Origin of the sequence: Halorubrum sp. Eb13, from assembly GCF_002252895.1 — an archaeon.
In the GTDB taxonomy this organism is placed as follows: Archaea; Halobacteriota; Halobacteria; order Halobacteriales; family Haloferacaceae; genus Halorubrum.
In genome coordinates, this window is sequence record NZ_NHPE01000063.1 from 42,006 (window position 1) to 64,644 (window position 22,639).

Sequence of the window (22,639 nt, forward strand, 5' to 3'; positions counted from 1 at the left end):
CGACGGGTTCGGGGTCCACCGTCTCTATGCACATGGGAATCTCTATCGGGATCCTTTCCCTACCGCCTCAAAACAGTTTGTATCCCAGCCGATATCGAACGAATTGCCGGCTCCGCCGTCGGCGATGTCACGGCCGAGCGCGGCCGTTACGCGTTCGAACGCCGCCCGAGCGCGACCGAGAGTCGGTCGGCGATCCGCCCGGCCACGTCGTCTTTCGAGCCGACCGCCGCCTCCGGCTCCGTCCCCTCGCCGCCGACGAGGAGGACCCGCGTCTCGTCGTCGCCCATCACGCCCGCGTCGTTGGCGACCACGAACGCGAGGTCGACGCGGTCGCGGATCCGCTCTGCCTCCGCGATCATCGCCGCGTCGTCGCCCGACGTCTCGGCCTTGAACCCGACGATCGGTAGGTCGGGGTACGCCTCCCGCACCGAGTCGATGAGCTTCGGCGTCGGCCGGAGGTCCACGGAGAGCGGCGACCCAGACCGGATCTTCTGGTCGACCGCGTCGGCGGTGAAGTCGGAGATGGCCGCCGCCGAGACCAGCGCGTCCGCCGTGGCCGCCGTCTGTCGGCACGCCCGCATCATCTCGTCGGCGGTCTCGACGGCGACGACGTCGGCGTAGGGGACGTCCGGGCCGTCCTGCACGAGCGTCACCTTCGCGCCGCGGACGTAGAGCGCACGGGCGACCGCCCGCCCCGTCTTCCCCGACGCCCGGTTCGTCAGGATCCGGATCGGGTCGATACGCTCCTTCGTCGCCCCGGCGGTCACGACCACGTGCGCGCCCGAAAGCGAGTCCGGGGTCGTCGCGCGGGCGACCTCGGTGACGATCTCCGCCTCGTCGGCGACCTTCGCCTTCCCCTCCTCGATCCGGGGGTCCGCGAACGTCACGTCCCACGCCTCCAGGCGGTCGAGCGCCTCCAGCACGCCCGGGTGGTCGTACATCGGCTCGTGCATCGCCGGCGCCATCACGACCGGCACGTCCGCGCCGAGCGCGGTCGTCGCGCAGGTCGTCACGGGCGTGTCGTCGATCGCGGCCGCGACCTTCCCGGCGGTGTTGGCGGTCGCGGGCGCGAGCAGGAGCACGTCGGCCCACCCGTCGCGGCCGCACAGCTCCACGTGTTCGACGTCGCCGGTGATCTCGGTGACGACGGGCTCGTCGGTCGCGAAGTCGACCGCCCACGGGTGGACGATGTTCGTCGCCGCCGGGGACATGACGGCGCGCACGCTCGCGCCCTGCCGGCGCAGCTCGTGAGCGAGTTCGACGACCTTCACCGCCGCGATGCTCCCCGAGACGCCGAGCGCGACGTTGACCCCCTGTAGCATTACCGAGACCGTTCCGCCCCCGGCGGCTTATAAGATGCCGTTGCGGAAGGGTGACGGCGACACCTTCTCGACGCGTCTCCGCGAGGGTCGTTTATAAATCGACCTGCGGTGGCGCGCGCCTTCGAGCGCCCTCTTGGCGCGAGAAGCGCGCGCGAGGGGGCGGTGAGCGCTCGAAGAGCGCGAACCGCGAGGCTGGGGAGGCGTGAGGTGCGGTGCTGTGCGGTGCGGGGAGGGACTCAAAGGGGCAGCCGAGAGGCGGGCGCAGGCGACGTAAGCACCGCAACGAGGGAGCGAACGAAGTGAGCGACCGAGTGAGGAGCACAGCGAGCGTGCGCCCGCCTCTCGGCTGGGGCTTTGGAGGTGTTCTCCGTCGATCCGTTATTAACGATTTATAAGCGAGCGGTCGGAGCTCCGGAGGCGTCCACCGCCGATCCGTCGTCGACAACGTATAACCGATCGACATCTCAGACGCTCCCTCGCTCAACACCTTTTCACGCCTCGTACAGACCGAACCTATTCCGGCGTCGCTCCCGTACGTCGACTCGATGAAGGTGGGGCTCATCTCGGACGTCCACGCGAACCTCCCGGCGCTCGAAGCGGTCCTCGACGACATGCCCGCGGTCGACCGGATCGTCTGCGCCGGCGACGTGATCGGGTACAACCCGTGGCCGGCCGAGTGCGTCGAGCGCGTGCGCGAAGTCGCGGCGATGACGGTCAGGGGGAACCACGACCGCACCGTCGAGTCCCCGGAGCGGTACCGCGCGAACCGCATGGCCGAGGCCGGGCTCGAACACGCGAAAGCGACGCTCTCCGACGACCAGCTCGCGTGGCTCGACGGGCTCCCGCGCGCCGAGACGTTCGCGGGCGGGCGGTACCTGCTGGTCCACTCGCACCCGGCGGCCGGGCGCGAGGACGCCTACGTCTACCCCGAGGAGTTCCCGAACCTGGACCGCCACATGGGCGACTACGACGGGATCGTCCTCGGGCACACGCACGTGCAGGGGAAGCGGTCGGTCGCCGGCGGCGTCGTCGTCAATCCAGGCAGCGTCGGCCAGCCGCGCGACGGCGACCCGGCCGCCGGGTACGCCGTGCTTGACGCGGCGACGGACGACGTCACGCTCGAACGGGTCCCGTACGACGTCGACCGCGTGAGCGAGGCGATCGCCGACGCCGGGCTCCCGGAGCGCACCGCCGAGCGACTGTATCAGGGGAAGTGAGGTCCGGACGGGCCGGCCGCCCCGGAGGGATCGCCCCGCGTCACGGCCAGAGCCCGACAAGGAGCAGGACGTTCCGCGCGGCGGTCGCGAGCGAGAGGAGACCGACGCCGGCGCACATCAGCGTCGCGACGAGCCGCCGGGTCCCGCCCGCGACCGCGACGGGGATCCCGATGACGACCATCCCCGCGGCCTTGGTGAGGAGCATCCCGGGAACGAGTCCGAAGGCGGCGATGAGGGCGGCGCCGACCGGGGAGCCCTCGACGTACTGGCCGCCGCCGATCGCGACGTACGTGGACGCCACGTCGGCGGCGACTCCGACGGCGAGGAGGACGAGAGCGGCGGCGAGTCGCGATGGCACTGGCACACCGGAGGCGACGGACCATAATAAGCTTCCGGGGGTCCCGCGTATTCGGGCGACTCGAACCGGGTAAGCGATGCCTACCGGGCTGGCCGCGGACCGCGCACAGCACGACGCCATTTAAACCGACGCGTCGCCTACTACCGGTAATGAGTTCGTCCGACGACGAGTACGAGATCGCTGTGGTCGGCGGCGGGCCGGCCGGGCTGACGACCGCGCTGTACGGGGCCCGACTGGGCCACGAGACGGTGCTCATCGACAGGGGCGGCGGCCGCGCGGCGATGATGGCGGACACCCACAACGTGATCGGGATCACCGAGGAGACCTCCGGCAACGAACTCCTCGCGACCGGCCGCGAGCAGGTCCAGTCGTACGGCGGCACCTTCGAGCGCGGCTTCGTCACCGACGCGGTCGAGACCGACGACGGCCGCTTCCGGCTGACGACGAGCGACGCCGAGATCGTCGCGGACCGCGTCGTCCTCGCGACCGGGTTCTCCGACGAGCGCCCCGACCCGCCGCTCCCGCGGAACGCGAAGGGGCTCCACTGGTGTCTCCACTGCGACGCGTACATGTTCGTCGACGAGCCGGTGTACGTGATGGGCCACGGCGAGGCGGCGGCCCACGTCGCGATGATCATGCTGAACGTGACCGACGACGTGGACCTCCTGACCCGCGGCGCGGAGCCGACGTGGAGCGAGGAGACGGCGGCCCGACTGGAGGCCCACCCGGTTGACGTCGTCCACGAGGACGTCGCCGGCGTCGAGAACGACCCCGACTCCGGCTGGCTGGAGGCGATGGAGTTCGAGGACGGGACCCGCCGCGAGTACCGCGGCGGCTTCCCGATGTACGGCTCCGACTACAACACCGCGCTCGCGGAGGGACTCGGCTGTGACCTCACGGATGGCGGCGAGGTCGACGTCGACGACCACGGCCGCACGAGCGTCGACGGCGTCTACGCGGTCGGCGACGTGACGCCCGGTCACAATCAGGTCCCCGTCGCGATGGGACAGGGCGCGAAGGCCGGGATCGCGCTCCACAAGGAGCTCCGCGAGTTCCCGCGCTCGACGGAGGAGATCGCCCGCGACGGCCCCGTCGACGCCGACGAGGTACCCGCCATCTCCCCCGACCTCATGGCGACCGCGGTCGCCCACGAGGGACACGCCGGCGGCCCGCGCGAGGACCCGGGCCGCGAGGTCGAGCCCGAGGCGACCGCGGCCGACGACGACTGAGTCGGTTCGGCCGGGGCTCCCCGGGGGTCCCCGAGGCTCCCGTGGCTCCTCGGAGGTTCCCGTGAAGAGTCGTCGCTCGGGATCCCGCGATACCGATCCTTTTTGATCCGCAGCACCGGACGGCCAGTATGGGAACTATCGACGCGGACTTCGCCGACGAGACGGTCGTGGTCACGGGCGGATCGAGCGGCATCGGCCGCGCGGTCGCGACCGCGTTCGGCGACGCGGGCGCGACCGTGATCAACGCCGACGTCCGGAAGGATCCGAAGGACGTCGGCGCCGAGACGCCGACGCACGAGGCCATCGAGGAGCGCGGCGGGATCGCGACGTTCGTCGAGACCGACGTCTCCGACCCCGCCCAGATCGAGACGGTGGTCGAGGCGGCCCGCGAGTTCGGCGGGGTCGACGTGATGGTGAACAACGCCGGCGTCCACCGCAGCCGCGAGTTCCTCGACGTCACCCCGGAAGACTTCGATTTCGTCCACGGCGTCAATCTCAAGGGCGCGTTCTTCGGCACGCAACTGGCGGCACGGGACATGATCAATCGCGGCGCCGAGGGAACGATCGTGAACACGTCGTCGACGACGGCCGAGCGCGCGGAGCGCGATCACTCGCACTACGCGGCGACGAAGGGCGGCATACAGATGCTCACCCGAAGCGCGGCGCTCGAACTCGACGGCTACGGGATCAGGGTGAACGCGGTCGCGCCGGGGCCGATCGCCACCGAGATCCGGGAGGGCTGGGCCGACGAGGCGCGCGACATCGACGGATCCGGCGGCCTCCCGTCCCGCGCCGGCACGCCCGCGGACCTGCGTGACGCGTACCTCTACCTCGCCTCCGACGGGGCGAGCTACGTGACCGGCGAGACGGTCTGGGTCGACGGCGGAGCGAGTCTGTGATCCGCGCCCGAGCGGCGCCGGGTCGACGCGCGGTCGGCGGGCCTCTACCCCGCTCGAACGCCGCCTGACCGCGCGTCTGAGCGGCTCTCGTCCGGCGGCCGTCGACGGGATCAAACTCTTGTCCGGGAGGGTCCAACGCGGAAGTGATGAGCGCCACCTCCCCGCTGTCCGGGCCGCTGCTCTCCACGGAACAGACCCTCTGGGTGCTGATCGCCGCCGGGTGGTTCGTCATCGGCGGCGTCGCCCTAGTCGACGGGCGGCGGCTGTTCGGGACCGCGTGGCTCCTCCTCGGGCTCGGGAGCGCCTATCGGATCTTCAGGACTGACTGAGCGGGTCGCGTAGACATCGGCGGGTCGCGTAGACATCGGCGGGTCGCGTAGACATCGGCAGGTCGCGTAGACACCGGCGGGTCGCGGAACACAACGTATAGGCCGATCGCGGTCCGACATCGAGACATGCAGTGGTCCTCCGAGCGCAGCGGTTCCCTCCGGTGGGCGGGGCGGTCGCTCGCCGGACTCGTCGGCGCGATCCTGTGTCTCGACGTGCTGCTCCTGCTGGTCCCGGCGTCCGGCGGAACGGTAGAGGCGGTTCGAGTGATCCTCGCGGTCGCCGCGGCCCTGACGGTGCCGCTCGCCGTGGGGCTCGGCCTCGCGTACAGACCGATCTACGCGATCGGTGGCCTGCTGGCGGCGCCGCTCGTCGCGGTGTACGTCGTGTCCGGGCTGTTGCTCCCGTGGAATCAGCTCGCGTTCTACACGGGTCAGCGGACGCTCGAAGCGTTGCTGGCCGTCCCGGCGGTCGGCGACCGGCTCGCCGCGGCCGCTTTCGGCGGCTTTACCCTGTCGCAGCGGTCGCTCCGACTCGCGTTTCGCTACCACTACGCCGTCGTCGGGCTCGCCGCCGCGATCGGTGGAGGCGTCTACGTCGCGGAAACTCGACGGGCGACCGGCGAGTGAGCGGTTCGACGGCGTCGTCCCTCGAGACGATGCGAGGGAATCGATCGAGAGATATGCGCCCGCGCGCAAGACGAGCGTCCTGACGCGTCCGAGAGCGGCGAGCCCGCTCGGTTCGTCGGGTCGACAGCAGCGAGGGTGCGTCCGTTACGGCCCCGGAAATCCGAACGCATTAATCGCCACGGGGGTCGGATGAGGCGGTCACCCGACCCGTGTACGCGGACCGCCGCGGGCTGTCGTCAGCGCGAGAGGTCGCCGACCGTGTAGTTCACCCTCACTTTCCCCGGATGTCGATGACGCTCGCCGTACCCGGCGCTCACGTCGACTCGTCGCTGAATTTCGACAACACCCGCGAAGCGATCGTATCCAAGGTGACGAGCGCCACGTTCACGTAGAGTCCGACTAAGAACGCGAGGCCGGAAATGAGTCCGGTGGCCGTCGTAGCGCTGTCGGTGAAGAGGAACGAGAACATGTAGAGACCCGCTGCCAGCAACAGCGCCGCGGGCACGCGGATGCCATTCTGCAGGAGGGAGAGGAGACTCCTGTCGAACTCTCTGAACAGCGTCGTGAAGAGGTAGCCCAGCGACCCCAGCAACGCGTACAGGTAGACGTACGACGGAACCGGCTCCGCGACCGGCCCCACGAACGGGAGTACGTTCTCGCCGAGCGATGTGACGACGCCGATAGCGAGCAGCACCAGTCCGAGTCCGAACAACAGGAGACTTCGACGGTCGCGGTACCAACGGGGTTCGTCGGGTCGTCTTCCCGCGGGGAGGATACTGAACGGTTCATCGTCCGTTGTCGCTGCCGACTCGCCGTTGCTTTCCTCGGTCAAGCTAAGCAACTGTTTGGCGACCGTCCCGAGGACCTGATAAACGCGCTCCACGTAGAAGCCCGCAACGAAAGCGAGCCCGGCGAATATCGCGTCCGGTGAAGCGAGAGTAAAGGAGAGTGCGTCGTCCACCGCGCCGTGAGCGAGATAGATCCCCGCGGCCAGACAGAGCGCCCCAACCGGACGGAGTCCCAAGCGCACGACTTGGATCCACGACCGGTGAACGTACGCCACGTCGTCCGTGTCCGGGTCGACGTCGGTGACGAAAGCGAGGAGGGACCTGGCCATCGCTCCGAAGAATCCGTACAGGTACACGTCGAACGGAACGCCGACACCCTCCGCGATCAAGTTCAGGCTCTCTATTGAGGCAGCGACGGCCGAAAGCGTGAGGAGGACGCCGCTCACGACGATCGCTTGTCCGACGGATACACTGTACCACGTGTTCGCGTACGCCTCGACCTTCCTCAGTTTGCCCGCCTCTTCGACGTCCTGATCGACTGGTCCGCTCTCCTCGCTCTCGGTCGCGCCGTTCCCCTCAGTATAGGTTGCCATATGCTAACATGTTACGTAATAACATAACAAATTTCTTCTCGAAAACATGAATGAATTGACGAAGCGACCATCGGCGGTAGCCGGTGGTATGCTGCGGATGGACGCTGCTTCGACTCGTATCGACGTGCGGCCCAGTGTCGTAGAAACGTGGCCAGCGATTGTGAAGAGGGGTTACAAATTAATGATATGAGGTTATTGGTAACAAATGTTAGTGTCAGCGGACGAGCAACCAGACCGGCTCACAACACGATATGTCGAACGTTACGATTCGGCAGCCCGTCAGGGCGGCCGAGCTCACCGAACTCGAGAGCACACCCGAGGACGACGACGGTCTGACGGAGGCCGAACCCGCCGACGTGTTCCCCCAGTCGGTAGCCAGCGGTGGTCCGACCCCGGAGTCGGTCATCCTCTGGACTCGAATCAATCCCGAGAAATACGACCCGTCGGAATCGTTGTTCCTCGAGGTCGCGACTGACCCGTCTTTCGAAGACGACCCCAGGGTATTCGAGTTCGACGGCCCGGGGGTCAAACCGCCCGACAACTACACCGTTCGCGTCGACCTCGATCACGACGCCGTCGACGCGGACTCGGTCTATTACTATCGGTTCGTCTACCGCGGAGTACGGAGCAACACCGGTCGGTGTCGGACGCTGCCGGCCGAGGACGGCGAACCCGAGTCAGTTCGGTTCGGAGTGCTGAACTGTCAGGACTACCAGAACGGCTACTTCGGCGCGATGGCGCGGCTCGCGGAGACGGACGTCGACTTCGTGTTGCATCTCGGCGACTACATCTACGAACACGTCGCCGAGGGCGACCCGGGGGGCGTCGGTGGCCCGTACCCGGACCGACGGATCGAGCTCCCGGACAGCGGCACGCGCCCGATGAGTCTCGACGACTTCCGGCGCATCTACGAGACGTACAAGACCGATCGCCACCTCCAGCGACTTCACGAGCGCCACACCGTGATTCAGACGTGGGACGATCACGCCATCGCCAACGACCGGTACTGGGACTACGACGCCGGCGCACCGGTGTTCCCCGACCACCCGTGCGGCGACGTCCCGGAGTTCACGCGGTACCTCACCGCCGTCGGGATCCAAGCGTGGTGGGAGTTCGTCCCCGGACGCATCGAGTACGACCCGAGCGCGGACCGCCTTCACGAGTCGTTCGACCTGTATCGGAGCCTGCGGTTCGGCGACCTCGTCACGCTCGCGCTGACGGACGAGCGGCTTTTCAGAAGCGAACCGCGGTCGTGGCCGGCGGAGCTGCTCGACCCGTGGTCCGAGCCGGACACCTCGCGGACGATGCTCGGGGAGGCCCAGCGCGGGTGGCTGCGCGAGACCTTCCGCGAGAGCGAGACGGTGTGGACGGCGTGGGCCAACGCGGTGCTGTTCAAACGACTCTACTTCCTGGGCAAGGGGTTCATCTTCTGGGAAGACGCCTGGAGCGGGTTCGAGTCCGAACGACGGGAGATCGTCGACACCCTCACGGCGGTCCGAGAACGGGGTGACACGAACGTCGTGACGCTGACCGGGGACATGCACATGACGCTGGCCGCTCGCCTCCGGAACGAACGACAGGGCGACACGCCGGTCGGCGTCGAGTTCATGACGCCGAGCGTGACGAGCGTCAATCCCCGCGAAAGAGCCACCGAGATCGGGCAGCGGGTCGGACTGGGACGCGAGTTCGGACGGTTCGTCTCGTGGCTCGTCAGGAGCGTGTCGACGTCGCGGGCGGCCGACTACCTGTCCGCTACCGGATTCCTCCCGGAGTTCGCGCTCTCCGACGGCTCCCACTGGGGGTTTTCCGTCATCACGTTCTCGCGCGAGTCCTGTCGATGGGACGTGTACTGGGTGGACAAGACGGACGATTCGGCGACCAGCGAGTGCCGGTCGGCCTATCGCGTTTCCGTCCCGGCGGGCGAGTATACGATTCACGAACGTCGTGAAGCGGGTCCAGGTCCTGACGGCGATGCGATCGGTACTGAGCGAAGCAACCCCGACTGATAGGGTTCAAACCCCTTTCGGCGATTTCTCTCACTTCGTTCGAGAAATGCGCCGGCCGGGACCCTCGCGAGCGAACAGCGTGAGCGAGCGAGGGTACGGGCGGCGCACGACCGAAGGGAGTGCGCCGGCCGGGATTATGAACCAGAGGAAGACGGTCCTGCTCGCTCACTTCGTTCGCTGCGCGGGCTGCGACTTCCAGGGTTCAAATCCCTCTCGGCGATTTCTCTCACTTCGTTCGAGAAATGCGCCGGCCGGGATTTGAACCCGGGCCATGAGCTTGGAAGGCTCAGGTCCTACCACTAGACCACCGGCGCGCGTGGGTGCGTCCGTCGCTGACGCGTGTAGACGTAGGCCGAACGAATCCAATAAACGTTCCGTGTTCCCGACGCCGGACGGATATCTCGGGGCCCGATGTGGTTCCGAGCGGCAGATAGTACTTAAAACACCACAATATCGCGGGCCGTTCCCGTACGCTTAGAACGCTTTTCAGGGAGTTAGAAGCCGGTTGGGGGAATATACGGGCTGCCACTCAACGTTCATCCGTGAGGTGAGCACGATGTCATACCAATCAGGAAATCCACTGGTCGACGAGGTCGAGTTCGCGCTTGACGGTCCGTGGGCGGCGTACTGGATCGCCTTCCTACGCGTGGTGACCGGATGGTGGTTCTTCCACGCCGGCGTCACGAAACTCATCGAGGACGGGCTGTCATACACCTACGGCCCGATGTACATGCAGGAAATGACCGACACCGTGTTGGGCGGCATCCCCGTCTGGATGGGGAGCAACCTCGCGTGGCTCATCGAGCCGGGCGTGCCCCTGTTCGAGACGCTGATCGGGCTGGCGCTGATAGCGGGCGCGTTCACTCGGCTGGCCGCCTTCGGCGGGGTCATCTTCATGGTCCTGTTCTGGGTCGGCAACGCCGGCTTCGGTCACGGGCTGGTCAACAGCGACTTCATGGGGCTGCTGCTGTTCATCACCGTGATCATGCTGTCGGCCGGGCGCTACTACGGCCTCGACGCGCTCATCGAGAAGCTCGACGTCGTCAAGCAACACCCGAAACTCCGCTACCTGCTCGGTTAAGAGGTGACACCCAATGACTGACATCATCGATAAGGCGGCGATGGCGCTGAGCGCGGGACTGATGCTGCTCGGACTCGTCGGCATGGGGATCGTCGAGATCCTCGCCGGCGCGCCCTACAGCCCCGTCCCGATCACTAACGAGGCGGGCGAGGTCGTGGCGACGCCGCTGATCTCGCCGCAGATTCGGACGGGCGTCGTGCTGGCCGGCATCGCGGTGCTCGGCCTCTACGCGGCGTACAAGATCGCGACGCCGCTCGCGGACGACGCGGAGGCCGGCCACGAGACCGTGGCCGACTGAGCCGTGAGCCGAGCGTCGCGGTAACCGGCGCGATTACTCTTCTGCGTTCGCGTTCAACGATCCGTCGACGAGCCCCGGCTCCCTCGCCTCGTCCGTCCCTCCGTCGGCGCTCACCGACTGGCCGGAATCGGTCATCCCGAAGTCGAAGTCGGTGTCGGCGTCGCGGTCGCTGTCGGCGTCGCGGTCGCTGTCGTCGAATACGCCGAGATCGGTCTTCCCGTCGCCGACGTCGCGCTCGCCGTCCACCTCGAACCCCTCGGTCATCCGGCGCAGGTCCCGGGCGCGCTCGGTGAGCGCGTGGGCCTGCTCGGAGACGTCGCCGAGCGTTGCGGCCTGCTCCTCGGCGGTCGACGCGACCGTGGTCGCCTCAGCGGTCGTCTGCTGGCTGACGCCGGCCAAGTCGTCGACGGCACCGGTGACCTCGTTGACCGACGACGCCTGCGCGTCCATCGCGCCGGAGATCTCCTGGACGCCGTCGTCGGCCTCGGCCACCCGCGTCGCGACCTCGCTCAGGGCGTCGTCCGCGGTCTCGACCGTGTCGACGCCGGCGTCGACCCCCTCGCGGATCCGCGACATCTCCGCGACGCTCTCGTCGGTGCGCTCGCGGAGCCCGTCGATCAGCGCCTCGACCTCGGCCGCGGACGACTGCGTCTCCTCCGCGAGCGCCTTCACCTCCTCGGCGACGACGGCGAAGCCGGAGCCCGCCTCGCCCGCCCGCGCCGCCTCGATCGACGCGTTCAGCGCCAGCAGGTTCGTCTGGTCGGCGATCTCCGAGATCGTCTCGACGATCGCGTCCACCTCCGCCATCTCCGCTTCGAGGCGCTCGATCGTCTCGGTCGCCGACTCCGAGCGCTCCTCGACGTCGTGCAGCTCCGCGACCGCCGCGGCCGTGGCCTCGCGGCCCTCCTCGGTGACCGCGTTCGCCTCTCTGGAGGTGGTCGCGACCTGATCGGCGGAGGCGGCGACCTCCTCGACCGTGGCGGACATGTCCTCCATCTCGCCGGCGACCTCCGAGAGCCGCCGACTCTGTCGCTCCGCGCCGGCCGAGATCTCGTCGACCGCGTCGCTCGTCTCCCGGCCCGCGGCGGCGACCTCGTCCGCGCCGTCGGTGACCGCCTCGCTCCGGGCCGCGACCTGCCCGGCGAAGGCGTCCACCTCCGCGATGGCCCCCTCCAGCTCGTCCATCGCGTCGTTGAACCCGTCGGCGATGTCGGCGAGCGCGTCCGGATCGTCGGGCTCGACGTCGAGTCGGGCGGTGAGGTCGCCGTCGGCGCACTCGTCCATCGTCGCGCCGAACGCCGCCGCGCGCGACTCCAGCCGCTCCGCGAACGCCTCGCTCTCGGCCTTGGCGTCCTCGGCCCGCCGCTTCTGCGTCTCGGCCGACTCGATCTGTTCGCCGAGCGAGTCGCGCATCGTCGAGAACGCGCCGTAGAGGTCGCCGAACTCGTCGCGGCGCTCGGTGTCGAATCCGACGTCGAGGTCGCCGCTCTCCAGCGCCCGCGCCTTCCGAGTGAGTCGGTTCAGCTCCGCGACGGTGCCGCGGCCGAGCGTCGCGCCCAACAGACCGAGCCCGACGACCGCGACGCCGACGATAAGCAGCAGGTTCCGGCCGATCATCCCGGAGAGCGCGTACGCCTCCGCGAGGGGGACGTGGACGGCGACGTACCAGTCCTCCGAGGGGACCGGTGCGTACGCGACGAAGTACTCGGCGTCGTCGGTGAACTCGAAGGTCGCCGACGACACGTGACCGACCGCGGAGCCGGAGATCATCGCGTCCCGCACCTCGTCGGCGTACGGTTCGGCCACGGTCCCCTCGCGGTCGCTGGCCCCGATCACGCCGTCGGACTGGACGATAGTGGTGAACGAGCCGTCGGTCGGCTGCCGGAGGTCTCCGACGATCGACGCGAGCGACACCTCCATGACGAAGTAGTTGCGCCGCGGCGTGTACGCGACGTACGAGACGTGCCGCTCGTCGTCCACCTCGTACGTCGGCGACGTGTAGGTGTCCTCGCCGATCAGGAGACCGTCGCTGAGCCAGTTCGTCTCGGTGATCGCGGTGCCGCGCTCGTGGTCGGTCGAGGCGATCAGCGTGCCTTCCTGCCGGTTGACGTAGTGGAAGGCGACGATCTCGTCGGGCTGCCACGAGAGCTGCGAGGTGAGATAGCTCTCCACCTCTTCGGGCTCTCTCGTGAACCCGAAGGCGTCGCTGTCGGCCGTCTCTCTGGCGATCGAGCGGTGATCGCTGGTCCACACGTCGATCTCCGTGGCGCTCAACTCAGCGACCGCGGTGTAGTCCTGTTGGGCGTTGGCCTCCAGGCGGTCCGTCGTCTCCGCGTAGGTGACCGCGCCGACGGCGCCGATGGCCAGGACGACGAGGATCACGACGACCGCGAACTTGGCGAGGTAGCTCCGAGTGATCGCGCCTGGACTCAGGCGCCGGAGGAGGCGATCGAGGCGAGTCGAACTCATTGACTCGACGGCCGCGGCACCGATGCTTTAAACCTCTCCCCGCGGTATCCGTCGTGATAATTAGGGGCGAGGTCCCGTGACCACGGCGTAGCAGTTCCCGCTGGAGACGGTCGATTCGACGACTGAGAGCCGGCTGTTATCGATATCGGCGTCGAACTCGTCGGGCGCGTAGACGTGATAATACCGCGGGACCGTCTCGCCGCCGGGGAGCGTCCAGTCGACGGTCGTGTCGAACCCCTCCGTCCGGTCGAAGCGGTCGTGGGCGGTGCTCCACGCGCTCACGAGCGCGACCCCGCCCGGCGCGAGGACCCGCGCGAGTTCGTCGAGGCTTCGAACGCGGGCGGCGCGGGGCGAGAGGTGGTGGAGCGTGGCGACGTACGTGGCGAGCCCGACCGCGTCGTCGGCGATCGGGAGGGCGGCGGCGTCGCCGTGAACGAGGTCCAGCGCGTCGGCGAAGTCGCGCTCGCGGGCCCGCGTCGCCGCCTCGCGCAGGAGCGCTCGGCTCAGGTCGATACCGACGACCGACTCCGCGCGGGCGGCGAGCAGCTCCGCGTGGCGGCCGTTGCCGCAGCCGACGTCGAGCGCGCGCGTCGCCGACCGACCCTCCAGGAACGACTCGACCTCCGGCCACGCGTACTCGCGGGTCTTCGCGAAGTGCGCGGCGATGCGGTCGTACGTCGACTGCGGGTCCGTTTCCATGCCGGTCGGTCGGCGCCGAGCGACATAGCTCCGGTGACTGGCGGTCCGGCGAGAGAGGGCGGTCCGGCGGGGAGACGACCCGGCGAGAGAGGGCTGCCCGACGCGCGTCCCGTCACACCATGCCGATGACGGCGAAGGTGAGGAGCGTCAGCGCGAGGAGGACGACCACGTGTTTCACCCCGTCCCTGACCGAGCCCTCGCCGAGCTGGCCGGCGACGATCCCGGAGCAGACGGCCTGCACGGCCGCGGCGTGGAAGAACAGCTGCTCGTAGGCGAACGCGTCGATGTCGCCGAGACCGTCGGTGATCCCGGTCGGGCCGCTCGGCGCGCCGGGAACGGTGCCCGCCCCGCCGCCGCTCGGGATCGCGGCCTCCTCGATGGCCGGGATGAAGGAGACGGACAGCGCGGTGATGATCCCGAGGAAGACGAGGAAGGAGATGTAGATCACGATGAGGTACGTGAGCATGACCTGCCGGCGCTCCCGCCGGAGTGACCACGTCGCTCGCGACTCGTCGGCCGCGATCCGGAGCACGGGCCCGATGTCGCCGCTCGCGTGCATCGCGTTCGTCACCAGCGCCACGGCCCGGGAGGTCATCGGCGATCGGACCCGGCGCTCCAACCGGCGGAGCGCGGTGCTCACGTCGGCGCCCCAGTCGATGTCGCGGCGGGTGCGCTTCAGGTCGGCCGTCAGCTCCTCCAGGTTCGAGTCGGCGACGCGCCGGACGCTCCCGACGACCGAGGTGCCGGCCTCGTTGACGCTCGCGAGGCGGTCGAGGAAGTCGGGCACCGACGACTCGATCCGGCGGACGCGCCGCTTCCGGACCTCGTAGACGACCGCGTACACCGCGAGGGCCAACGCCGTCGCGACGACGATCGGCGTCTCGATCTGCGCGACCATCTCGGTCGGCGACCCGAGCGTGACCGGGAAGGCGAAGGCGAGCAGCCCGAGGACCGCGAGCGGCACGGTCAGGAGGAACGACGTCCACGGGGCCTCGACCGCGTTCTCGACTGGCGACGCGGCCCACCGTCGCAGTCGCCGGACTCGGTCGTACGCCCGGAGCCGCTCCCGGCTGACGGCCCAGCGGTCGGCCTCGCCCGCGACCCCGCCGGCGCCGCCCGGGTCGCTCTCGGTCCCCTCGGCGACGCCGCCGTCGGATCGGGCTTCGGCCGTCGCCGCGCTTCCCGCGCCGTCGGTCCCCGTGAGTCGGCCGTCGCTCTGACCGCCGGGAGCGGTTTCGCCGCCCCCGATGTCGCCGGTCACGCCGGTCGCGCTGTCGTCGGCCGGCTCCGAGAGGTCGACGCTCTCCGTTCCGCCTACCCCCTGCGTCACGCTGTCGACGTAGACGACGAACCCGAACGTCGCCAGCGGGACGCCGAGGTAGACGACGACGCGGAGCAGCGGGAGCGTGTCCTCCAGCACGAGGCCGATGACGACGAGGATGGTGATGAAGAAGAGCGGCCCGGCGACGAGGGCCGTGACGTACGCCTCCGCGAACGTCGACAGCAGCTCAAGGTAGCGCTCCTGTTTCGACTCGGCCTCCGCCTGGTACAGCTCGTACTGGTCCGCGAGGAACGCCGAGATCGACTGTCCGGTGCCGAGGACCGAGGCGAGGTTCTCAGAGAAGTCGGCCAGGTCGTCGCTCGGCGTCCGGCGCGCGGTGCGCTGGAGCGCGGTCAGGGCGTCGGTACCGAACGCGTTCATGTCGCGGACGGCGACCGACAGCTCCGTGGCCGCCTCGCCGTACACCGCCTCGTTCTCCGCGAGCGTGTCCATCACACGCGGGAACGCCATCCCCGACCGCGAGAGCGCGTACATGAACGCGACCGTCCGCGGGAGAGTGGCGTCGATCTCGGCGGCTCGGGCGTGCGCCCGTTGGCTCAGCAGCTCCCACCGCCCGTAGTAGGTGCCGGCCGCGAGCGCGGAGCCGAGCGTCGCCGAGGCGAAGGTGAGCAAGAGGAACAGCCCCGGGAGATCGAGCGTCGCCAGCCCCGCGACGCCGGCGAGGAAGGAGAGCGACCCCGGCAGCGCCGCGCGGATCGCCTCCGCGCCGACGTCGAGCGCGGAGAGGAGCGCGGCGGCCGCGTACACCCCGAGCACGCTCCCCGCGACGCCGAGCGCGCCGGCGTACAGCAGCGTCCGAGAGGCGTACGCCCGGTGGGTCCCGGCGACGTGGGCGGCGTGCAACAGGTCGCGCTGGCGCCGTCGCCGGGGGCCGTCCTCCGCGACATAGTCGCCGAACAGCGACAGCGCGACCCGAGTGACCAACAGGTCGACGCGGCGGGAGACGACCGGTAACAGCAGCGCCAAACAAAGTCCGAGCGCGGCGAACAGCGGGAGCGAAGCGATCATCGCGGCGGGTCTCCGACTCCGGGCGACTCCGTCTCGTCCCCGGCCGGCCCACGCCCGTCGTCCGGCGTAGTCGTATCGGCCGGCCCCCGCCCGTCGTCCGGCGTAGTCGTATCGGCCGGCCCCCGCCCGTCGTCCGGCGCGGTCGCCTCGTCCGGCACGGCGGCGCCCTCGGCGTCCGCCGCCCGCTCCGTTAGCCGGTTCATCACGCGGTCGGGGTCGGCGTAGTACTCGTTGACGAGGGCCGTGAACGTCCGGTAGTCCGTGATGCCGAGCGCGCGGAGCAGCTCTAGGAAGCGCTCGCGGCGCCGGATCTCGCGGAGCAGCTCGGAGCGTGACCAGCCGCGCTCGTCGGCGATCTCGTCCATGAGCGACGAGTCGTTGCGGCGGAACTCGTCGGTCTCGGCGTCCCACTCGAACGCGGAGGAGTAGTCGAGCTCGCCGGTCCGCTGGTCGATGCCCCCGATCTCGCCGATCGTCTTCGCGCGGCGGACCCGCTGGTCGCCCGAGCGGGTCAGCGTCTGGATCGAGAGCATGTCGAGGGACTGCACCATCGCGCGCGGCACGTTGATCGGCTCGTTCTCCAGCCGGTTTATCACCGTCTCGATCGAGTCGGCGTGCATCGTCGAGAAGGTGGTGTGACCCGTGTTCATCGCCTGGAACAGCGTGATCGCCTCGTCGCCGCGCACCTCGCCGACGACGATGTACTCGGGGCGGTGGCGCAGCGCGGACCGGAGCAGGTCGTACATGTCGATGTCGGTCCCCTCGTAGCGGCGCTCGCGGGTGACCGAGGAGAGCCAGTTGTCGTGGTACAAGGAGAGCTCGCGGGTGTCCTCGATGGTGAGCACCTTCGCGCGCGGCGGGACGAACATCGACACCGCGTTCATCGAGGTTGTCTTCCCCGAGGCGGTGCCGCCGGCGAAGATGAGGCTCTTGTTGTGCTCGATACAGAGCCAGAAGTACGCCATCTGCTCGACCGAGAAGGTGCCGTACTCCACGAGGTCGATCGGCGTGAACGGGTCCTCGGCGTACTGGCGGATCGTGAACGCGGAGCCGCGGGGGGTCACCTCCTCGCCGAGCGCGAGCTCGGCGCGGGAGCCGTCCGGCAGCGTCGTCTCCACGATCGGGTCGCCGACGGAGACGTGGCGCCCGGACTGCTGGGCGAGCCGGATGACGTAGTTGTCGAGCTCGCCCTTCGCGAACGAGACGTTCGTCTCGATGTCGGTGTAGTCGTCGTGGTAGACGAAGATCGGGAGGTCGTACCCGTCACAGGAGACGTCCTCGATGTGGCGGTCGTTCAGCAGGGGGTCGACCTTCCCGTAGCCACGGAAGTCACGGTAGAGGTAGTACGCGAGCGCGTGGAACGTCGCCATGTCGGCCTCGACGCCGTACCCCTCCAACAACGCCTGCAGCTCCTTCCGAAGCGTCTCCTCGTCGGTCTTGCCGGTCCCCTCGCGGTACAGCAGTGGATCGCGGATGTCGTCGACGACGCGGTCGAGGAGGTCGCGCTCGAACTCGTCGAGGTCCGGCTCGACCGCGTAGTACCGGTGCTCGCTCTCGGCGTCGTCGTAGGTGATCACGACGTACGCGTACGGGGCGTTCACCCAGTAGCGGTCGACCTCGCGCTCGCCCTCCGGCACCGTGAAGTCGGCGAGCGGGCCGTCCTCGCCCGGGCGGAAGGAGCGGACATCGAGTTCCGACCCCCGCAGTATCTCCCACGTTCGAGAGAGCCGCCGCCGGAGGGCCTCGAAGCGGTCCCCGGCGTCGTCGCGAGCGTCACTCGCCATCTCGTTACGGTCCGTATGCGGCGTGGTGGTTTAAATTCCACCGAGCGATTATCAACCGCGAGGCCGGGGGCGAGAGCCCGGCGTCAGCCTCAGTCTCGGCCGTCCGCGCTGGAACCCGCCCGTTACGTTGATACGTACCGACCGCAAACAACAACATAGGCAATGCGGCGTGACTACTTCGAACTGACCGTCGAGGGCGTTGGCGACGGCGCCGACGAGCGGGCGACGCCCGTCGTCCGGATCGATTTCCACGGGCCGGAGGGACTCCTACGCGACCGGCTCTCTGACACGGAGGGCGACCTTCTCGCTGCCGCCGAGGTGGACGTGGCGTTCCGTCTCCGAGAACCGCTCTCCGACACTGCCGACCCCGAGGGCGTGGTCGGCGTGACGAACCGATACACCGGGGACTTCGTGCTGGAGCTCAACGAGACCGCGACGGACGTCCTCCCGTTCATCCACGCCGCGCGCGACTCGGCCGACGACGAGGACGCTCGCTACCGCGTCGTGATCGACGTCGAGGGCGAACGGCTCGTCTCCTACGACAAGGACACGTTCCTCGTCTACGACCACGAGGGGAACCTCCTCCGCAGCGAGAGCCTGATCCCCTCCGGCGTGGAGCTGTAGCGCCGGTCCCCGCCGCTCGTTTCTCCCGCGGCCGCCCAGATACTCACGTTGTCCCCCGCGACCGCTCAGATACTCACGTTGTCGCCGACGAGCCGAACCTCGTCGCCCGGCCGCAGCTCGAACGCCCCGTCGCCGCGGCCGTCGTTGACGTCGCACTCCACGTAGCCGTGGCTCCCGATCGTGACGAGTCGGTCGCCCGGATCGACCGCGCCGAACGTCTCCGCGACGGGCGTGAGCTCGCCGTTGACTCGGATCCAGTCGCTGCCGCGGACGAGCTCGCCCGGGACGTTCGTGACGACGTTACCGAACCGGTCGATGACGAGCACCTCGCCGTCGACGGCAACGGGGTCGCCGTCCTCGTCGCGCTCGACGGTCGGCTCGGGGAACGCGATGTCGACCGGGTCGCTCGCGGGCGAGAGGTCGGCCATCGAGTCGAGGGCGGCGGCGACTCCCTCCGGACCCGCGGCCGCGGACCCCTCGTCGAGCCGAGCGCGGACCCGCGCCGCGACCGGAGCGAACACGTCGCGGCCGTGGAACGTCTGGCTCGCGGGGTCGTCGACGTCGACGGCGAACGCCTCCACGTCGGGGGCGTCGCCTCCCGCTTCCGCGCCGGCGCTCTCCGCCGCCGACCGCTCGGCGAGCGCCCTCGCGGGCGGCATCGCGAGCCCGTTGTCGGGCGCCACGAGCACGTGGGCCCCGGCGCGGACGACGAGCGCGTCCCGGTCGGTGCCGACGCCGGGGTCGACGACGGCGCAGTGGACGGCCGGCGGGAACTCCGGGAGGACGAACCGGAGCCAGAACGCGGCCGCCCGCGGGTCGCCGCGCGGGAGGTCGTGGGCGACGTCGATCATCTCGGCGTCCGTGCGGCGTCGGATCACGCCCTTCATCGCGGCGGGGTACGGCGAGCCGAAGTCCGAGGCGAGCGTTATCATACGCGATCCGAACGCCGGCTGATTCCTAAAAGGCGGCGACTACGCGTCCATCGGCGACTACGCGTCCATCGGGGGCTCGCCGTTCGTGTCGGTCTCGGCGATCCGGCGGATGCGCTCGACGCCGTCGATCTCCTCGATCACGCGACTGACGGCCTCCGGGACCAGCGCCTCCCAGTCGGCGCCGTGTATCATCCGCTCGCGGAGCTCCGTCCCTTCCAACACGTCCCGGCGGAACATGGGCGAGCCGCGCACCTCGACGCCGGCCTCCTCGAACAGCCGGACGACGAGCGGGTTGTTCGAGTAGGCCACGTCGAACCGCGGGGTCATGCTCTGGACGTGGCTCACCCACACGGAGTTGCGGTCGAGGTCCTCGATGGGCACGACGTAGGTGGTGACGTCGAGGTGCTCGACGGCCTTCGTCACCATCATCACGCGCTCGCCGGCCGTGAACGGGTTCCGAGTGGTGTGGGAGTCGCCGGCGGAACCGATCCCCAACACGAGCTCGTCGACCTCGCCGGCGATCTCCTCGACCATGTGCCGGTGTCCGTCGTGAAACGGCTGATACCGCCCGATGTAGAACCCGCGCATGGATCCACGTTGGGCGGCCAGTATTTATAAACCCCGTGGGACGCCCCAAACGGAGATATCGGTGCCTATAGCCGCTCATGGACCGTTTTCTCTGTGTCTCAACGGATCGCCCGCGGGGAGAAAGTATATCAGTAGCCGACCCTTCGTTTTTCATAGCGATATCCGATTCTATGAGCAACGAAAAGGACGCGAACGACCCGCCGACCGAGGACCCCGAGAACCCGGACGAAACCGGGTCAGAGGCCTCGGATCCGGCGGGGAACGGCGAGGACGCCCCCGACGACGTCGCTCCCGACGACGGCGCTCGCGCGCCCGGCGAGGCCGACGAGGCCGAGGAGTCGGCGGACCGCGAGGAGCCGGACGAGGTCTGGGACGACGGGATCGTCGTCGACGACGACCCGCGCCCGGACGACGCCGAGCCGGGTCACGGGGACGAGACCGGCGTCACCCCCGAGGGTGTCACCGAACAGAGCGAGGACGGCGACATCGACGAGCTCGGGAGCTCAGTCGAGGTCGAGGGTGCCGAGATCGAAGAAGACCCGGACGAGGACGACCTCCTCGGGGGACTCAAGATCGACACCACCGCCGAACTCGAGATCCCCGACCGCCTCGTCGACCAGGTGATCGGGCAGGAGCACGCCCGCGACGTGATCATCAAGGCGGCCAAGCAGCGCCGGCACGTGATGATGATCGGCTCGCCCGGGACCGGGAAGTCGATGCTCGCGAAAGCGATGTCCGAGCTGCTCCCGAAAGAGGAGCTGCAGGACGTCCTCGTCTACCACAACCCGGACGACGGTAACAAGCCGAAGGTCCGGACCGTGCCGGCGGGGAAGGGCGACCAGATCGTCGACGCGCACCGCGAGGAGGCGCGCAAACGCAACCAGATGCGGTCGCTGCTGATGTGGATCATCATCGCCGTCGTGCTGGGCTACGCGCTCATCATCGTCGGCCAGATCCTCGTCGGCATCATCGCCGCCGGGGTCGTCTACCTCGTCTTCCGCTACCTCAACCGCGGCTCCGACGCGATGATCCCGAACCTGCTGGTGAACAACGGCGACACGAAGACGGCGCCGTTCCGCGACGCGACCGGCGCGCACGCCGGCGCGCTGCTCGGCGACGTCCGGCACGACCCGTTCCAGTCCGGCGGGATGGAGACGCCCAGTCACGACCGCGTCGAGGCCGGGGCCATCCACAAGGCGAACAAGGGCGTGCTGTTCATCGACGAGATCAACACGCTCGACATCCGCAGCCAGCAGCACCTCATGACGGCGATCCAGGAGGGCGAGTTCTCGATCACGGGCCAGTCCGAGCGCTCCTCGGGCGCGATGGTCCAGACCGAGCCCGTCCCGACCGACTTCGTCATGATCGCGGCCGGGAACCTCGACGCGATGGAGAACATGCACCCGGCCCTCCGGAGCCGTATCAAGGGGTACGGCTACGAGGTGTACATGGAGGACACCATCGAGGACACCCCGGAGATGCGCCGGAAGTACGTCCGGTTCATCGCCCAGGAGGTCGCGAAGGACGGCCGCCTGCCGGAGTTCACGGCCGAGGCCGTCGAGGAGATCATCCTCGAAGCCAAGCGCCGGTCCGGCCGGAAGGGCCACCTCACGCTGAAGATGCGGAACCTCGGCGGGATGGTCCGCGTCGCCGGCGACATCGCCCGCGGCGAGGACGCCGAGATGACGTCCCGCGAGCACGTGCTGCAGGCGAAGGGGCGCTCGCGCTCCATCGAACAGCAGCTCGCGGACGACTTCATCGAGCGCCGGAAGGACTACGAGCTGCAGGTCTCCGACGGCTACGTCGTCGGCCGCGTCAACGGGCTCGCCGTGATGGGCGAGGACTCCGGGATCATGCTCCCGGTGATGGCCGAGGTCGCGCCCTCGCAGGGGCCCGGCGAGGTCATCGCCACGGGCCAGCTGAAGGAGATGGCCCAGGAGTCGGTGTCAAACGTCTCCGCGATCATCAAGAAGTTCTCCGACGAGAACATCTCGGAGATGGACATCCACATCCAGTTCGTGCAGGCGGGCCAGCAGGGCGTCGACGGCGACTCCGCGTCCATCACGGTCGCGACCGCCGTCATCTCCGCGTTAGAGAACGTCGGCGTCGACCAGAGCCTCGCGATGACCGGCTCGCTGTCGGTGCGCGGCGACGTGCTCCCCGTCGGCGGCGTGACCCACAAGATCGAGGCGGCCGCGAAGGCCGGCTGCACCCGGGTCATCATCCCGCAGGCGAACGAGCAGGACGTGATGATCGAAGACGAGTACAAGGAGATGGTCGAGATCATCCCGGTCTCGCACATCAGCGAGGTGCTCGACATCGCGCTGGAGGGCGAGGCCGAGAAGGACTCGCTGGTCTCCCGGCTCAAGTCGATCACCGGCTCGGCCCTGAAGGAGGGGAGCGTCTCCGGTCCCTCCAGCCCGAGCCCGCAGTAAGACCGCCTCGA

General features: G+C 69.0%; 19 protein-coding genes and 1 tRNA gene. 10 read left to right on the forward strand and 10 right to left on the reverse strand.

Annotated elements, in window-relative coordinates:
* Window positions 1-146 precede the first annotated feature (146 nt).
* Window positions 147-1,322 (reverse strand): bifunctional phosphopantothenoylcysteine decarboxylase/phosphopantothenate--cysteine ligase CoaBC, encoded by a 1,176-nt coding sequence (gene coaBC, locus DJ75_RS07325; RefSeq protein WP_094523861.1) that lies wholly within the window; start codon window positions 1,320-1,322, stop codon window positions 147-149.
* Window positions 1,323-1,867: 545 nt separating this feature from the next.
* Between coaBC and DJ75_RS07330 the strand changes: the two genes are divergently transcribed.
* Entirely contained in the window at window positions 1,868-2,539 is a 672-nt protein-coding gene (locus tag DJ75_RS07330) for a metallophosphoesterase (protein WP_094523862.1), read from the forward strand.
* A gap of 40 nt (window positions 2,540-2,579) precedes the next feature.
* Here DJ75_RS07330 and DJ75_RS07335 read toward each other — a convergent pair whose 3' ends face one another.
* On the reverse strand, window positions 2,580-2,897 hold the full coding sequence (locus tag DJ75_RS07335) for a hypothetical protein (protein ID WP_094523863.1): 318 nt from the start codon (window positions 2,895-2,897) through the stop codon (window positions 2,580-2,582).
* Between the two features lie 149 nt (window positions 2,898-3,046).
* Here DJ75_RS07335 and DJ75_RS07340 point away from each other — a divergent pair, with 149 nt between their 5' ends.
* The 4 genes from DJ75_RS07340 (at window position 3,047) to DJ75_RS07355 (ending at window position 5,981) form a co-directional block, all read left to right on the forward strand.
* Window positions 3,047-4,126 carry an NAD(P)/FAD-dependent oxidoreductase gene (locus tag DJ75_RS07340; protein ID WP_094523864.1) on the forward strand — a complete coding sequence of 360 codons (1,080 nt, stop codon included), beginning with the start codon at window positions 3,047-3,049 and terminating at the stop codon, window positions 4,124-4,126.
* Between the two features lie 128 nt (window positions 4,127-4,254).
* Window positions 4,255-5,025 carry an SDR family NAD(P)-dependent oxidoreductase gene (locus DJ75_RS07345; protein ID WP_094523865.1) on the forward strand — a complete coding sequence of 257 codons (771 nt, stop codon included), beginning with the start codon at window positions 4,255-4,257 and terminating at the stop codon, window positions 5,023-5,025.
* A gap of 146 nt (window positions 5,026-5,171) precedes the next feature.
* A complete protein-coding gene (locus DJ75_RS07350; protein ID WP_094523866.1) occupies window positions 5,172-5,354 on the forward strand; it encodes a hypothetical protein in 183 nt (60 codons plus the stop codon).
* Between the two features lie 126 nt (window positions 5,355-5,480).
* On the forward strand, window positions 5,481-5,981 hold the full coding sequence (locus DJ75_RS07355) for a hypothetical protein (protein ID WP_094523867.1): 501 nt from the start codon (window positions 5,481-5,483) through the stop codon (window positions 5,979-5,981).
* Between the two features lie 313 nt (window positions 5,982-6,294).
* Here DJ75_RS07355 and DJ75_RS07360 read toward each other — a convergent pair whose 3' ends face one another.
* The gene (locus DJ75_RS07360) at window positions 6,295-7,362 is read right to left on the reverse strand and encodes a hypothetical protein (RefSeq protein WP_094523868.1); all 1,068 of its coding nucleotides are present in this window, start codon (window positions 7,360-7,362) and stop codon (window positions 6,295-6,297) included.
* Between the two features lie 251 nt (window positions 7,363-7,613).
* On the opposite strand from DJ75_RS07360, the gene DJ75_RS07365 reads away from it, so the two are divergent.
* Window positions 7,614-9,368, forward strand: a complete 1,755-nt coding sequence (locus DJ75_RS07365) for an alkaline phosphatase (RefSeq protein ID WP_094523869.1) — start codon at window positions 7,614-7,616, stop codon at window positions 9,366-9,368.
* Window positions 9,369-9,611: 243 nt separating this feature from the next.
* Here the strand turns inward: DJ75_RS07365 and DJ75_RS07370 are convergent.
* Window positions 9,612-9,682: transfer RNA gene (locus tag DJ75_RS07370), tRNA-Gly, on the reverse strand.
* Window positions 9,683-9,924: 242 nt separating this feature from the next.
* Here DJ75_RS07370 and DJ75_RS07375 point away from each other — a divergent pair.
* Window positions 9,925-10,449 carry a DoxX family protein gene (locus DJ75_RS07375; RefSeq protein WP_094523870.1) on the forward strand — a complete coding sequence of 175 codons (525 nt, stop codon included), beginning with the start codon at window positions 9,925-9,927 and terminating at the stop codon, window positions 10,447-10,449.
* 13 nt (window positions 10,450-10,462) lie between these two features.
* Window positions 10,463-10,747 (forward strand): hypothetical protein, encoded by a 285-nt coding sequence (locus DJ75_RS07380; RefSeq protein WP_094523871.1) that lies wholly within the window; start codon window positions 10,463-10,465, stop codon window positions 10,745-10,747.
* A gap of 33 nt (window positions 10,748-10,780) precedes the next feature.
* On the opposite strand, the gene DJ75_RS07385 is transcribed toward DJ75_RS07380, so the two are convergent.
* The 4 genes from DJ75_RS07385 to DJ75_RS07400 all read right to left on the reverse strand — a co-directional run bounded on the left by DJ75_RS07385 (window position 10,781) and on the right by DJ75_RS07400 (window position 18,049).
* Window positions 10,781-13,216 carry a methyl-accepting chemotaxis protein gene (locus tag DJ75_RS07385; protein WP_094523872.1) on the reverse strand — a complete coding sequence of 812 codons (2,436 nt, stop codon included), beginning with the start codon at window positions 13,214-13,216 and terminating at the stop codon, window positions 10,781-10,783.
* Window positions 13,217-13,276: 60 nt separating this feature from the next.
* Complete coding sequence (locus DJ75_RS07390) at window positions 13,277-13,915, reverse strand: class I SAM-dependent methyltransferase (RefSeq protein ID WP_094523873.1); 639 nt, start codon at window positions 13,913-13,915, stop codon at window positions 13,277-13,279.
* Between the two features lie 112 nt (window positions 13,916-14,027).
* Window positions 14,028-16,265, reverse strand: coding sequence for a type II secretion system F family protein (locus DJ75_RS07395; RefSeq protein ID WP_094523874.1), 2,238 nt, complete (start codon window positions 16,263-16,265; stop codon window positions 14,028-14,030).
* Window positions 16,262-18,049, reverse strand: coding sequence for a type II/IV secretion system ATPase subunit (locus DJ75_RS07400; protein ID WP_094523875.1), 1,788 nt, complete (start codon window positions 18,047-18,049; stop codon window positions 16,262-16,264). The genes DJ75_RS07395 and DJ75_RS07400 overlap by 4 nt, the downstream gene beginning before the upstream one ends.
* 162 nt (window positions 18,050-18,211) lie before the next feature.
* Between DJ75_RS07400 and DJ75_RS07405 the strand changes: the two genes are divergently transcribed.
* Entirely contained in the window at window positions 18,212-18,673 is a 462-nt protein-coding gene (locus DJ75_RS07405; RefSeq protein ID WP_094523876.1) for a DUF5793 family protein, read from the forward strand.
* 65 nt (window positions 18,674-18,738) lie between these two features.
* On the opposite strand, the gene DJ75_RS07410 is transcribed toward DJ75_RS07405, so the two are convergent.
* Both DJ75_RS07410 and DJ75_RS07415 read right to left on the reverse strand, forming a co-directional pair.
* Complete coding sequence (locus tag DJ75_RS07410) at window positions 18,739-19,605, reverse strand: S-adenosyl-l-methionine hydroxide adenosyltransferase family protein (RefSeq protein ID WP_094523877.1); 867 nt, start codon at window positions 19,603-19,605, stop codon at window positions 18,739-18,741.
* Window positions 19,606-19,662: 57 nt separating this feature from the next.
* The gene (locus tag DJ75_RS07415) at window positions 19,663-20,193 is read right to left on the reverse strand and encodes a nicotinamide-nucleotide adenylyltransferase (protein WP_094523878.1); all 531 of its coding nucleotides are present in this window, start codon (window positions 20,191-20,193) and stop codon (window positions 19,663-19,665) included.
* 170 nt (window positions 20,194-20,363) lie between these two features.
* Here DJ75_RS07415 and lonB point away from each other — a divergent pair, with 170 nt between their 5' ends.
* Entirely contained in the window at window positions 20,364-22,628 is a 2,265-nt protein-coding gene (gene lonB, locus DJ75_RS07420; RefSeq protein ID WP_094523879.1) for an ATP-dependent protease LonB, read from the forward strand.
* Window positions 22,629-22,639 lie beyond the last annotated feature (11 nt).